Origin of the sequence: Paenibacillus sp. NPDC101420, assembly GCF_050277435.1 — a bacterium.
GTDB lineage: Bacteria > Bacillota > Bacilli > Paenibacillales > Paenibacillaceae > Paenibacillus_AQ.
This window is the reverse complement of sequence record NZ_JBNNSE010000004.1, coordinates 549,797-563,792: the sequence shown is the minus strand read 5'-3', so window position 1 is coordinate 563,792 and position 13,996 is coordinate 549,797. Positions and strand designations below refer to the sequence as shown.

The 13,996-nt window shown below is 40.5% G+C and carries 11 protein-coding genes and 3 riboswitches; of the genes, 1 reads left to right on the top strand and 10 read right to left on the bottom strand.

All coding sequences use genetic code 11. The annotated features are described in order from the left end of the window. Window positions 1–306: 306 nt before the first annotated feature. From ACQKMP_RS20395 to ACQKMP_RS20350, 10 genes are all read right to left on the bottom strand, one after another. Window positions 307–1,116 (bottom strand): transglutaminase-like domain-containing protein, encoded by an 810-nt coding sequence (locus tag ACQKMP_RS20395; protein ID WP_081383096.1) that lies wholly within the window; start codon window positions 1,114–1,116, stop codon window positions 307–309. A 13-nt stretch (window positions 1,117–1,129) separates the two neighbouring features. Then, window positions 1,130–1,210: riboswitch (cyclic di-GMP riboswitch) on the bottom strand. A gap of 108 nt (window positions 1,211–1,318) precedes the next feature. Next, window positions 1,319–1,399, bottom strand: a riboswitch (cyclic di-GMP riboswitch). Window positions 1,400–1,523: 124 nt separating this feature from the next. Beyond that, on the bottom strand, window positions 1,524–2,174 hold the full coding sequence (locus ACQKMP_RS20390; RefSeq protein WP_339244691.1) for a class D sortase: 651 nt from the start codon (window positions 2,172–2,174) through the stop codon (window positions 1,524–1,526). 34 nt (window positions 2,175–2,208) lie between these two features. Then, window positions 2,209–2,613, bottom strand: a complete 405-nt coding sequence (locus ACQKMP_RS20385) for a GtrA family protein (protein ID WP_339268633.1) — start codon at window positions 2,611–2,613, stop codon at window positions 2,209–2,211. Then, window positions 2,603–3,583 carry a glycosyltransferase family 2 protein gene (locus tag ACQKMP_RS20380; RefSeq protein ID WP_076285851.1) on the bottom strand — a complete coding sequence of 327 codons (981 nt, stop codon included), beginning with the start codon at window positions 3,581–3,583 and terminating at the stop codon, window positions 2,603–2,605. Before ACQKMP_RS20380 ends, ACQKMP_RS20385 begins: the two co-directional genes overlap by 11 nt. Before the next feature lie 99 nt (window positions 3,584–3,682). Next, window positions 3,683–5,461 carry a phospholipid carrier-dependent glycosyltransferase gene (locus tag ACQKMP_RS20375; protein WP_427470660.1) on the bottom strand — a complete coding sequence of 593 codons (1,779 nt, stop codon included), beginning with the start codon at window positions 5,459–5,461 and terminating at the stop codon, window positions 3,683–3,685. Further along, the gene (locus tag ACQKMP_RS20370) at window positions 5,458–7,506 is read right to left on the bottom strand and encodes a glycosyltransferase 87 family protein (protein WP_427470658.1); all 2,049 of its coding nucleotides are present in this window, start codon (window positions 7,504–7,506) and stop codon (window positions 5,458–5,460) included. Before ACQKMP_RS20370 ends, ACQKMP_RS20375 begins: the two co-directional genes overlap by 4 nt. Continuing rightward, a complete protein-coding gene (locus tag ACQKMP_RS20365; protein ID WP_427470656.1) occupies window positions 7,503–9,482 on the bottom strand; it encodes a hypothetical protein in 1,980 nt (659 codons plus the stop codon). The genes ACQKMP_RS20370 and ACQKMP_RS20365 overlap by 4 nt, the downstream gene beginning before the upstream one ends. 155 nt (window positions 9,483–9,637) lie before the next feature. Continuing rightward, on the bottom strand, window positions 9,638–11,038 hold the full coding sequence (locus ACQKMP_RS20360) for an NCS2 family permease (RefSeq protein ID WP_042184716.1): 1,401 nt from the start codon (window positions 11,036–11,038) through the stop codon (window positions 9,638–9,640). A gap of 122 nt (window positions 11,039–11,160) precedes the next feature. Continuing rightward, window positions 11,161–11,260, bottom strand: a riboswitch (purine riboswitch). A 187-nt stretch (window positions 11,261–11,447) separates the two neighbouring features. Continuing rightward, the gene (locus ACQKMP_RS20355; RefSeq protein ID WP_427470655.1) at window positions 11,448–11,912 is read right to left on the bottom strand and encodes a hypothetical protein; all 465 of its coding nucleotides are present in this window, start codon (window positions 11,910–11,912) and stop codon (window positions 11,448–11,450) included. Window positions 11,913–12,081: 169 nt separating this feature from the next. Beyond that, window positions 12,082–12,816 carry a CPBP family intramembrane glutamic endopeptidase gene (locus ACQKMP_RS20350; protein ID WP_042184712.1) on the bottom strand — a complete coding sequence of 245 codons (735 nt, stop codon included), beginning with the start codon at window positions 12,814–12,816 and terminating at the stop codon, window positions 12,082–12,084. A gap of 286 nt (window positions 12,817–13,102) precedes the next feature. On the opposite strand from ACQKMP_RS20350, the gene ACQKMP_RS20345 reads away from it, so the two are divergent. After that, window positions 13,103–13,975: a helix-turn-helix domain-containing protein gene (locus ACQKMP_RS20345; RefSeq protein ID WP_042184710.1), complete on the top strand. Its 873-nt coding sequence runs from the start codon at window positions 13,103–13,105 to the stop codon at window positions 13,973–13,975. The last annotated feature ends 21 nt before the right edge of the window (window positions 13,976–13,996 follow it).

The following is a 13,996-nucleotide window of genomic DNA, read 5'->3' as shown; positions in this document are numbered from 1 at the left end:
ATTTCACTTTCGTGATTTCCTACTCACTCGTTGTTCAGTTTTCAAAGATCAAGTTCTCGTTGGCGCCGTTTAATGTCTCAGCAGCAACTCTTATAATATATCATGTTGTTCTCAGTAATGCAAGCTTTATTTTTCGAAAGCCGTTTATATAACTCTCTCAAACATTGCCTGTACGCTGTCTAACAACGCTTAACTATAATAACCTATCTATTCATAGAAAAGCAACCCCTAATAGAAAAATAAACAACTAGCTTAATAATTAAGCTGGTTGTTTATTTAATAGAGTTATGAATCTAGCGATGCAAATTAATAGTATTTTGCTGCAGTATACTTACTTGAAGCCTTAATAAAATCCGTATTCTTCTTACTCTTCGCTGACGATGCATCTACCGTTGTATCAATAGTAACCCATTTCCCATCCATCAACACTTCATTCCATGCATGGTATTGCGTAACGTAGCTAGTATTCCCCATCACCAATTTAGCAGGCACATCTACACTACGCAGCATTGCGGCAAAAAGAGAAGCATAGTCATAGCAGATTCCTTTTTTAGTATTCAAAGTGTTGTTAATGTTCGGAATGTAATCTGTTGTAACGTTATTAGCAAGAGAATAATCGTATTGTACATTAGCAACTACATAGTTATAGATTGCCTTAACTTTCTCTTCATCTGTTGTTTTGCCTTTTGTAAGCTCTTTTGCCTTAAGAATCGCTTTATCAGAAGAACTCCATTTCACATTCTGTACGGAGCCCAAATATACGGAATTCGAGTCACTCATGGTTACGTCTACTACTTCGGAATATAACGCTTTGTATTTATTGCCGGTTGTGTTCTCAAGAACAGAAACCTTATAAGTACCATTACCTTGTTGTAAAGGGAAGTCCTCAGCTTGTCCAGAAGCATATAAGTTATATGTATAGCTGCTGTTGTCTTTAGTGATCATGAGTTTGATTCTTTTATCTTTCGGAATATCATAGTTAATTCCAATAACACCTTGAGCCACTTTCGATGTAATCAACCAGCTTGCATCTACACTTGCGGCTTGAGCTGTGCTTACCGGAACCGCAGTAATCAGTACGAACAGCGCCACCATCATAAAATAAACCTTTTTCACGGATAAAACCCCTTTCGGTAGCTGGCTGCCATCCTTTCGGGAAGGCCCTTTAGCTTTGCGTCCCTACCTTTCGATAGGTTTGCCGTTATCGTATAAGCTCTATCTGTTCTAATTTCACTAGACAAATTAAGAGAATCAGTCCAAGTAGAAATATGAATCTAAGATTCTTATATATTTTATAAAAACAAAAAAAGCCTCTTCATTCGGTAACTGGCTGCCATCCTTACGGGAAGGCCCTTTAGCTTTGCGTCCCTACCTTTCGATAGGTTTGCCGTTTATCGTGTTTAGCTTTTATAGTCTTATACTACCATATTTATCCTCGTAAACAAGAACAAAATTGCTAGATTTACTATTATTTTATAGTTATTTCTCTGTATTTGAATTCTCTTGTTATTTCTCGTCAACGATTAGGAAAGCTTGGCATGAACAATCAAACGATGTGTAGGATCTACTAGTGGGTCACACGTAATTAGAGTAAGAATTTTATCTTTGTTATTCCCGTCTAGAACAGACACATCACTAGGAAGTACAACAGAAATATCATAAACCTCGTAATTATAGGTCTGATCGCTAGTCTTTACCGAAATCGTATCCCCAATCACAACCTCATTCAATCTGTTAAACAATCTGCCCGTAGTTCTAGCTCTATGTGCAGCTATTGCGGCGTTCCCTATTTCTCCTATTGGAGTTGTTTCTTTCATATGGGCCGCGGCATGCTTCATATTCGCTTTAGTAGCCCCTTCTAATACAGGCAGCTTCAGATCGATCTTATCGATCTCAATTAATGCGATAACTTTGCCACCCACTTCAATTTCCGGTTCCGGCTTTTCTGTTTCTTGCGGCTGTGCTTGTGCATCTAGAGCTGATTCCTCCGCTAGTAGCTGAGTGACCTCGGCATATCTGCTCTTCAGATCAGGTGGTGGAGTACTTTCACTGGTGCTCAGTTCAGCCGATTCTAATAGCTTATCCTGCTGCCAGTCGTTATACCATTCGTTAGCTTTTGGATAGAGCATGATAAGGATCCCCGCCAGTATGAGCACATACGAGAATTTACGCATGATTTTCACCTCCGTAGATTGGTTCTACTGAACTTTAGAATACCCATTTACGACTTCCGAAGAAGTTAATGATCACCGTCACAAACGTTACTAATACCTTAGAGATCAACACTTGAATGCCTACTTTGTCAGTCAACAGATGCATTAGCAACAGCGATATTCCGAGTACTACCAGATTCAGTACGATAAACTTCAGCAACTGCGTCTTATCAAAACCCTCTTTATTGCCACGGTCACGATCCTTGAAGGTTACTTTTTTATTCAAAATAAAGCTGTTCGCTGTCCCTGCACTATAAGAAATTACCTGTGCCAACGCATATACCATCCCAAGTGAGTTCAGTAATGTGAAGATTACGAAATCAATGAGGGTATTTACCAAACCTACAGCATTAAATTTGAGAAACTGTATGAAAGCAGTCCGAAAGTTCTTATCTGACATCTTTGTAATCCTTCCGGCGATCCACTTCTTCTTCGTTACGATATCCTATGGTCTCACTGACAATATACAACGGTCTATCCTTAGACTCGTCATAAATCCGTCCAATATACTCACCGATTACACCTAGCAGCATCAGAACAATACCATTAAAGAGCAAATTGACCCCTACAATGGAAGCCCAACCTGGAACCGTCCATGAGGTGAAAAAAATTCTTTGAAACAATACGAAGAATAAATAGAGAAAGCTCGAGAAGGAAAGAAAGAATCCGACATACGTAGCAATCTTAAGTGGCTTATGCGAAAAGGAAGTGATCCCATCCAGCGCAAAACGAATCATTTTCTTAAGAGGATACTTAGTTTCTCCTGCAAATCGTTCTTCCCGCTCATATTCCACCATCGTCTGCTTGAAGCCGACCCAGCTCACTAAACCTCTGACATACCGATTTTTTTCCTTGAGACCTCGCAAGACATCACATACCTTACGATCAATAAGACGGAAATCACCTGTGTCCGTAGGAATGTCTACACTTGTCATGCTGCTGAGTAATCGATAAAAGATCTTAGCCGTTACCTTTTTGAACATCGTTTCTCCACGGCGCTTCAGCCGCTTCGCATACACAACGTCATAACCCTCTTTCCACTTCTCGATCATTTGCAAAATGACCTCCGGTGGATCTTGAAGGTCAGCATCAATAACAACAACCGCTTGACCTTCGGCATAGTCCATGCCAGCTGTAATTGCTACCTGATGTCCGAAATTACGCGAGAAGTCAATTAGCTTGACGCATTCATCCCGATCACTGATCTCCCGAATCATCTGGGCCGAACGATCACGACTTCCGTCATTTACGAAGACTAGCTCATAAGTATCGCCGCATTCGTCCATTACTTTTTTCAAACGTTCATAAGTAACGCTAATTACTTGCTCCTCATTGAACATGGGTACAATTACACTATATCTGGCTTTCACCTTTATTCCTCCTAAAAGCTTTATGGAGCGTTACATCTTTCTGTACTTCATAATAACGCTGTAAGCATAAACTTATTATTATAGATATTATAAAAAATCTTAGAAAACCCAAGATGGGAACCAACGCAGCATACCCTTCACATAATCTCCGCTTACCTGCATCCCTGACAGGACAGGGTAGAACGCGACAAAGAGCAGTAAAGCAACAGCCACATAGACATAACTAACATAACGAGCCTCAGGATATTTACTATCTAGCAACTTCATTATATATACAATACCAAGAATCATAAAAGGCACCATAGCAAAATAATGGTAGATAAAGGTTTCCCTTGGGACAAGCATCCACGGAACATATTGTGAGAAAAAGGCGATCCAGATCATATAAAGGGTCTTATCTTTGCGTTTCAGTGTAATCCACAGCGTTGCCAGCATTGCGAAAATACCCGTCCACCAGATAAGCGGATTCCCCATAGTCACTATACTGCTGACCTGACCTTGCGGCAATCCCTCACTGCCACTGAAGAACCAGACGGGTCTCTTCATAAACGGCCATTGCCACCAGGAGGAAGCAAAAGGATGTGTAGCTACAAGCTGACTGTGATAGTTGTACATGTTCTTTTGGGAATCAATCAAGCCTTTTATAGTAAAGCCCTCTGCGGATGCAGATAAACCCGGAACAAAAGATAAACTATAAATAATGACCGGTATGATTACGAAGAATGCAACACAACTAGCTAGCGTAATAATGGTATTCTTCCAGAACGAATTTACGGCTTCGCGACAGGTACCCAGCAGTTCCTTGTCTTTGATCTTCCCTTCCGCGAGCAACCGTCCCGATGCTTGGTATTCTCTGTAGCGCTCGAAGAGCGAGATAGCTAGCATAATGGCCAGCCCAGCTCCTCCGTACAGTACAATCCACTTGGAGGCGACACCAATTCCGAAGAATAAACCGGACCAGAATAACGGAATTAGTGTTTTTCTTAAGGGCTGCCTGAAGAAATTCATAGTGTAATATCGCTGCATGAAATAAAACATTAACATGATGAAGAATACTCCGTATACATCGATCGTAGAGATTCTTGTTTGTGTGAAATGCATGAAATCCAGTGCGAACAATCCAGCTGCAAGTGCTGCGTATTTACTCTTTTTAAAGAGACGTAGTGCCATTACATAAATGAGAGGTAGCATGGCAATCCCGAACAATGTTCCGATAATACGCCAGCCGAAAGGATTGACTCCAAACAGTTCCATCCCTACTGCGATCAATAGCTTGCCTAGTGGTGGATGCGTGTTCTCATAAGGCACAATCCCGTGTGTATATTCATAAGCTGTCCGTGCATGGTAGATCTCGTCAAAATAAGTGCTATTCATAAAGTTAGAATATTCAGGGATGAGCGACTGCTCGTCAAAAAGATTGGCAGGCTCTCCTCTTTTAGCGACTGCATTAGCATCCGGTGTAACACCGGCTATAGAAAGAGGTACTCTTTCGCCTCCCTGCTCATAGAAGGCCATTTCATTTAAAGTGAACCCTGGAGATGTAACTGTAAACTTCACGTATCTTGCTGCAACGTTCAGAGGTTGGCTTTTCCAGATGAAGACATTCCCAACATCCTCGCTTACATCCAGCGGACTACTCCAGACCTCAGGGGATTCACTGAATTCGAGCTTAAACTTCCCGGTACCTACGCCACCGAAGATATTCACGCGTTCCAATTGTTTACTCTGTCCTAGATCTACATAGAAACTTTCACCGCTGGCATCTGGCTCCCACAAGGTCTCTGGAGATTTAGTAGAACCTAAATTATATAAAGCAATTGCCGCGTAAACGGCAGTAATGGCAAGAATACATATCCAATCTATACGCTTAAACTTCATCGCTTAAGTCTCCCTCCCTTCTGGTGCGGTCTTATTTGCTCGACGACTTTAAGGTCTTCTTCATATTTTTCTTCAGGTGTTGGTGGTGCTGGAAGAGGCTTTACTCCCCCACGAACATACACGTCGTAACCGATGTAGAGCATGTATAGCAATAATGACAGGTTAGCAATAGAAGTGACCAAAACGATTCCATCTGCACCTGGATTTACACCTGCATTTAGATGGGTCAACGTATAAGCCACATTGATATACTGCGTTAAGCTGAATCCAAGGAATAGGGATAAAAACCTACGATCCCGACTCGCTATATAAGTGAACATACATAGAATAACTGCAGGGAACATATAACGTTCATGCATTTTGGTTCCAAGCACAAAGACTACTACAATGAGCGCCATACCGATAAAGTAGGATTTGGATAAATCCAAGCGATCTTTTTTGAAGGAATAAAACGTTGCTATGGCTACTGCCACTAAAATAAATATGAAGCCCCATAAACGGTAAGTAATACCTAACCAAGTTAGGTCAAGAGATGACCACATCGGGTCAGTCAGTGCATATAGATTAAATGCATTCACAGAAGAATAGGGATAGGAAGATAACGTACTCTTATACAGATTAATAAGGCCAACTAAACCACCGTTATTCCAGAAAAATGGTGCCGCGAGCAATCCGAATATCCCTAATCCATACAAAGCTCCAAATCCAAGCTGCTTCCAAGCACGGTGATGATAGAAAGCAAACAATAATACCGGTGTGAATATTAACGATTGTGGTTTAATTAAAGTTGCTAATGCAAACAAAATCGCGGATTGAACAAACTTTTTGTTCGCAGCGCCATGGATACTGAGCAACAAGAAAATCAGAAAGAACGAATCCGCTTGTCCCCACGCCGCTGAATTAACAAGCACCGCCGGATTAAACAGAAATAATAGCGTTAAGCCAAAAGCGATCCCTGAGCCGAGTTTTTTGCGGGACATTTGATATATGAAGTAACCCAATACCAAATCAGAAATAATCGCTGGCAGTTTGAATAGCAGATTCTCTCCACCCGAACCATGCGCAAAGCCAAATACACCGCGAATAAGACTAAGCATGTACAAAATGTACAAATAACCAGGAGGATAATCGGCAAAATACCCTTCTTCATAAAACTTGCCTGGACCTAAATCAACCATGCGCTGACCCCAAGCTATAAAGGTATTCATGTCGTTCTGATAGCCTTGAGCAGTCAGACCAATCCAGACCCTTAGGATAAAAGCAACCCCGATGGCAATGCTCAGCCATTTGGAATAGACATTCTCAGGTTGCTTCATAAGCTTCTCACTGCGGAATGCCTTGGTATAAAGCACTGCAAAAAATACACTGAAAAGCGCTGAGATCAGCAGCATCTTGGTTGGAGATACCTTATGTGGGGTATCCGCTTTTTTGCCACCAGCATCCTGACTAACTGCTGCACTATCCAGCGAAATGACGTTGGCCCCTTCGGGAGCAGCGTCTAATTTTTCTACAGACAAATCATCAAAATAAGCTTTACCTTGAATCAAGCTGGAGTAGCCCCCCAAACTTGCACCTATGCCGAATTCTTTCTGCTTAGGTCCTGTCTGGCCTATGTATTCAAGATACTGCCACTCTCCTGCCGTATCCGTTACGCTGGGATAACCCCCGCCTACTCCAACGGCAAGTATATTGGCGCCCATTCCCTCGCCTGCGGTACTTACTACTTTGATCCATCCAGAGATTTTATAATAGCTGTCCGGCGTTGCCTTAATCGTCTGCACCCATTTCAAATGATTGGGCTCGATATTCTCAATGACTGCCGCTTTACTACCGGAGTGAACCTCGTCCGATTGGATTGAAAGTATGCCAGAGTTGTCTCCAGAAATCCACATATCCTTAGTCCAGTTAGAAGGAGCGTCCTCTCCTCCCTCCTCAAATCCAGGGTTTTGCAATAGATTTCCATCTGCATAAATGCTTGTTACAGGAAGCAAAAACAATAACAGCATCAATACAGTCACTGCGGCCGTACGTGTACTCTTGATCATCGTTCCAACCTCACCTCGTCTATGTTAATCCAGCCTTTACCGCCTTTAATAAAAATTTCAGTTTGCTCATTCTGACCGATAGATACCATCGGAAGTGTAAGCTCTTGATAAACCTCACTAGCAGGTATTTCAGCCTCCGCCCGCACTACGCCATTAACTCGGACGCCAACCCTTCCTTCTTCTCCACCGGCACTAACCATTATACCAAGCTTATATTCTCCAGGTTCTGCTATTCTGATAGATTGTGTAATCGTTTTGTCAAATCCCGGATCAAGATAAGCCAGATAACTTCCATTATAAGGATTATTGGTCGCCACACCCGTACCGGATGAGAAGCTCCAGCCTGATATCCCCTCTTCAAATCCTCCGTTTGTAAATTCCGAGATTCCCTCTACTACCCCAGTCTTAGCGGTCACAACAGTATAGTTGGCAAAACGTTTAACCGAATAATTTTCGCTTTCAGCAGGAATGGGATCACCATTCCACAAGATATATGTCGCTGTCTCTCCCGGAACTATGCTTGAATATCCAAATCTATATCTCCCAAAGGAAGACACCTGCTGAAATGCACCTCCAGGATTAGAATAATTAACGGTTGCTAAGAAATCATGGGGATTGATCTGCTCATAAAAAAGCACATAAATATAAGGCATATTAACTTTATCAGTCACGTAGATGTTCCCAGCACTCTCTTCAGAAGCATATTGTATAGCCTCACCGAAAGATTCATAGAAAGCTGGTCCTATCTCTTTAGGATAATCACGGAAATAAACTGTAGTGAATAGAACAAAAAATAAGCTAAAGGTTACAGCCGACAGAATTCCTAATACTTTTACTTTCTTGCTTAACCACATAAACCCTGCAACAATCAGCAAAATGATTGGATAGAAAATCACATTCATCCGATTAATGTTTACGTTCGTAACAAAGGTCATCAAAACGGAAACAAACAACCAAAGTAAAATAACGAGCAGTCCCGTCCGCTCACGACCACGGTTCCGTATTGTCGTTAACATAAATATAAGTCCTATAAGTACAAAGGGTAACGCAATAGGATACGCGTATCCATAAGGTGAAATCGAATTCCAAGGCAAACCATCAGATCCGCTAATTAATATCTTCAAAAATTCCCGGAAATTGCTTAATGCTGTATGTAATAGTTGCCCTCCGAATATAGAAGTTACCTGTTCCACACGCGGCGTTGTCAATCTCGGAATTGAGAACAATGGGGTCAAAACCCCCTCTAGCGACAATCGATTGATCATAATAAATAGGAAGATTGGGAGTGCCATTAATATAAACAGAGCACAGTTCCATAGAATGGTCCGAAGCTTTAGTGCTCTTGTATAGAATAGAAGAATTCCAGCACCTAAAGCAAATATCGGCACAAAAAAATAGGATGTTCCATAGGCATAAAGTGAAAGGGCAAGCATAATTGTAAAGCCATAAGACCACTTCGGAATTTGAAATGATTTAAGTAACATATAAACGGAGAACAGAATCAGGGTGGGGAATAAATTAGATTCCAGTGCCCATCTTGACATCATAATATGCCAAGGATTAATTGCGATAAAAAACATCGCCACAATACCAGCAGTTCTGGAAGTAAATAGCTCTTTGGAAAGAAGATAGAATACGAGCATACCCAGTAGACCCATGATTAAGCTAACCGCACGTACAGACATTGGAGTAAGTCCGAACAATAATATGAAAGGCATTGATAAGTAAGCATAAAGTGCATTCTGTCCGCTTCCCCAAGCAATGAGGTGAATAGGTAAATGAATACCATTGCGGTCTATTCCATAATGAAGAATAGCGTAAGCATCATAACCTATAGATGCCTCATCCTGATTCAAGCCACCTGGAATCGAACCAAAGTAAAAAATGCGAATCACAGCCCCCAGCAAAAACAATAAGAGAGGCCAAGGATTACTTTTAAAATAAGAAGACCAATTGCTAAATCTTGTGGACAACATTCATCACCTCTTCAACAATATAATCTAAATATTGGATGATGGAAAGGAAGAACATCCAACAAGTTAAGTAGGAGAATACATAATCCAAAATAAAAAAAACGGCCCCTTCAGTAATGAAGGAGCCCAAGATGAATTTCAGAAATACTGTATATATGTTAGCCCTCGCTACCAAGGAATACATAACGGAGAACGATCAGGATCGCAAGTACCCACATCATCCAGTGAATATCGTATTTCTTCTTACCTGCAAGGTTAGCAACAGAAGCAAGGATTACATAAGTTACGATACCAAAGGAGATACCGTTAGCAATATTATAAGTGAAAGGCATGATTACAAGTGTTAGGAACGCTGGAATTGCAACAACCATATCTTGAAAATCGATTTGACGGATCGATTGCGCCATCAGCACACCTACGACGATCAATGCTGCGGCTGTAGCAGATCCAGGAATAAGAGCAACCACTGGAGCAAGGAACAATGCAAGCAAGAAACATACGCCCGTTGTTACAGCTGTAAGACCTGTACGTCCACCTTCAGCAACACCTGCCGCGCTTTCTACAAAAGCAGTAGTAGTCGAAGTACCCAGTGCCGCACCACCTGCTACAGCAACTGCATCGACAAACATCGCATTACCTACACGTCTATTACCTTCTTCAGGGTTATCCATAATACCTGCGCGTTGAGCCGTACCTACAAGTGTACCAAATGTATCAAACAACTCTACAAATGTGAAAGTTGCAATCGCTGAAACAATACCTGTGTGCAGGATACCATCCCAGTCAAACTGGAAGAAGTTCAATTGTGTGAAGTCAGGAACCCAAGGCGTTGCCGGACTGGACAATGCACTGAAATCAACTACACCCATCAGCATACCAGCGACAGTTGTTCCCAAGATACCGAATAAAATCGCACCTTTAACGTTCAATACCATCAGGATAGAGATTAGAAGAAGTCCGATAATTACCAATTGGACATTGGAATTCTCTAGGCTACCCATGTGAATGATAGTTTCAAAGGAAAGGACATCTGTGAAAGTGTTAGCAGGAATGTCTTTACCGGCTTCAACACCAATCGTCATAAGTCCACTGTTCTTAAGACCAAGGATCGTAATGAACATCCCGATACCTACTGTAATCGCATGTTTCAAGCTGTCAGGAATTGCAGTTAGTAAGATCTGTCGCACTCGAGTTACAGTCAGCAAGATAAAGATCAAACCGGAAATAAATACGGCTGTCAGACCCATTTGCCAAGTGAATGGATGCTCTGATGTGGCGGAAGATAGAATTACGGAAGCAAAATATGCGTTAAGTCCCATACCAGGTGCCAACGCCACTGGAAAGTTTATGAACACGCCCATTGCGATGGTGAAAATACCTGCTGCCAGCGCCGTCGCTAGAAATACAGAGTACCAGCCCATATCAATACGGCCAAATGCTGTTAAAGTACTCGGATTAACCGACAAGATGTAAGCCATTGCCATGAACGTGGTCAAGCCCGCCATGATTTCTGTACGAACTGTGGTGCCGTTCTCTTTCAACTTGAAAAACCGATTCAAATTGTTCTCCCCCTAAGGTATGTTGTGTCTGACAGCAACAAAAAGCCGGTATCTGTTAGACACCGGCTCGAAAAAAAGAGTAGCACCCAGGACCATAGCCCTAAATCCAGGACAATGCGGGTTGCTCTGCTCTTCTTAATCGTAGCCAGGTCATTACGGTGACCTCGTAGAAACTTCCAGGCCAATTCCCGGAAATATACGAAAGAATTATGTTGTTGTGCTCTATCATTTTAGGTGGATAGCACGTGAGTTGTCAATGATAAAAAACGAACATTTTCGACTTTATTTTTTCCATTGTTCGTAAATCATGCATTTTCATGCTTTTATCTATCTTCAAACTCGCTCTATCAATGCAGCTTATTAACTATCCAACCACTTTTTATATGGGTATTTTTTACTATGTTTCTAATTATTTATTTCTGGTGTACTGATAACTATGCCAAGAGTTGGCTAAATGCCCTATCGTTAAACAAACTACTGCAATACTCAGCCAAATGGATTTGCCCCAAATCGCTGCCAATCCGAATGCACATACTGGGAGGACTGCCATCGGGATCGGAATAATTCCTAAAGGGTCCCATAACAATTTATATTGCCTCCCCTTAACGATATATCGAATCCAAAGACCATAATAAATAGCAATCAACAAGACAATAAAGACAGCAATTACGCCAAACTTTACCTGTTGAAAGTTATCCTGTGACATCGCAAGAATACCTATACAACCCAATTGTCCTGCTCTCTCCAAGAGGGTATAGATTGGTTCTGCATCTCGCAAACCCGAAGGTACATTTTCAGGTGGAAACTTAATCATTAGCAAACTTGGAGCAAGAAGGATTAATGCCATTAGTGTGCCGAGAAGAGAAAATCCCATGTTAATTTCTCCCTATGATAGATTTTTCCCATTTTATCACATTCATATTGAGCAGCTATATAGCGTCTATCACATTTTTTTGAATACAAAAAAAACCTGCAGCCCCTTCTTCAATAAGGAGTTGCAGGTGTTTGTTAAGACTCTATCGCAAAAAATCCTTTGAGAAAAATTAGCGAGTGGATGCCCAAAAGGCCAAAGCAAACATTGTCCAGTCATTCATCACGTGCACTATAAACGATGTCCATATATTTTTAGTCTTAAGATATGGATATAGCAGAACGATCCGTGCAATACCAATACCGAGAATAGCTTGGACAATATTCCAATTATACGTTGGTAAATGGTATGCCCCAAATAAAATAGCTGAAACTATGCAGGCTAAAATTATAGCAGACTTTCTACTCATCTTAAGTTTCTTAACTCCAAATGATAGCACGACCAAGAATGGAAGTATCGTGATTAATTCTTCACCAAACAGCATCGGGATCGTTCTCAAGAAGAACGGAATTGCATCAGCAAAATTACCATTGAAACTATCGGTTGCGGGATTAGCGCTCGTACTAAACAATTTCGTAATAAGGAAACCGACAATACCTGTCACAATCAAATTCGCAACGTAAGTTCCAAGAATCAAAAGAATATCTTTAGCTACTAATTTTCTGAATAATGATGTCCATTGACTTCGTGCCACAAAGATTACTGCTGCTAAAGGAAAAATCACATTCATAAAGGGCTGTACATTGGGACCTCCAAACATAATAAGAAACAGAGCAAAACCAACCGCGACAGAAACGAGAAAAATGAGGCTGCTCTTCAAATTTAGACTAGGCGATGACAGTTCACTGTAGAACGGGAAATCATCATTTTTACGCTCAAATCTGAAAAAATCACTTTTATTATTCATAATAAATCAAATCCTTCCAAGGAAATATAGAACTTATGCTTCCATTAATCCATCTAACGTACTTACATCATAATTGCTTTTATGTCCCATTTCGACAAAGGTCTTATAAATAGGACCTTAAATTGAAGAAATTTCCAACGGATTCGATTTATTTACTAATATTTCCAATCAGCTCAAAACACCACAATGAGCAGACTTTCAAATATCAAAATTTCGTAATCAAATTAGATTCTCTCTGAAATATATAATAAAAGCTCACGATTTCAATAAGAGGGTGGCGAACGAATTGAATACCTACGGTGAGGTTGTTCGAAATATACGGACCAATAAGGGATTAAGTCAAAAAGAAGTGTATTTAGATATTATCTCGAAATCATATGCCATTGAATTTGAAAAAGGAAACCATGAGATCACATTAAGGCTGTTAGAACAAATTTTAAATCGACTTATGATGGGGATTGATGAGTTTTTCTACATTTATAGAGGTTATAAACTATCTAAACACGATACATTTACCAACAAATATTCCAAAGCCGGAAACAATAACGATCTCGAAGCATTAATTGAGATTTATCAAGAACTACATCAGAGAGAGGATCTGACCTCAAAAATTCATCTGGCAGAAGTCAGGTCTCGTATAAGATTATTGAAGCACTTTAACTTGACGGGTCAGTTTGAGAAGAATGTCATTTTGACAGAAGATATCGAGACGATCACTAACTATCTCAACAATCTCCAATCCTGGACCCTCCAAGAAATGCAGCTGTTCACAAATACTTTAAATTACATAGATTACGATCAAAGAGATATACTCTTTCAAACGCTTATTAAGTCTATGAAAAAATATGAAGCTCACGAACGCGGACGAGATGTCATATGTGTAATGCTAACCAATATGATTTACGAATTAATTATGATCAATCAAATAAGCTATGCAGAGATCTTACTAGAGAACTTAAATAATATTAGCAGTCCTCAATATCAAACGCTGTTCTTTAAGATTGTATATAAGTATTATAACGGTCTAATTAAAATTAAAAGAAACAGTAAAGAAGAAGGAACGAAGCTTGCTCAATCAGCAATCGATGTATTATATGAATTTGGCGAGCCCTATCAAGCAAAAACATTAGAGTCTATATTGTCACAGATCTTACAATAGATTTTTAGCAAAAGTCCAATA

Coding starts and splice junctions, on each gene's coding strand:
- ACQKMP_RS20390 (WP_339244691.1), bottom strand. CDS start 2,174: ATGCGTAAATTCTCGTATGTGCTCATACTGGCGGGGATCCTTATCATG.
- ACQKMP_RS20385 (WP_339268633.1), bottom strand. CDS start 2,613: ATGTCAGATAAGAACTTTCGGACTGCTTTCATACAGTTTCTCAAATTT.
- ACQKMP_RS20375 (WP_427470660.1), bottom strand. CDS start 5,461: ATGAAGTTTAAGCGTATAGATTGGATATGTATTCTTGCCATTACTGCC.
- ACQKMP_RS20370 (WP_427470658.1), bottom strand. CDS start 7,506: ATGATCAAGAGTACACGTACGGCCGCAGTGACTGTATTGATGCTGTTA.
- ACQKMP_RS20365 (WP_427470656.1), bottom strand. CDS start 9,482: ATGTTGTCCACAAGATTTAGCAATTGGTCTTCTTATTTTAAAAGTAAT.
- ACQKMP_RS20355 (WP_427470655.1), bottom strand. CDS start 11,912: ATGGGATTTTCTCTTCTCGGCACACTAATGGCATTAATCCTTCTTGCT.
- ACQKMP_RS20350 (WP_042184712.1), bottom strand. CDS start 12,816: ATGAATAATAAAAGTGATTTTTTCAGATTTGAGCGTAAAAATGATGAT.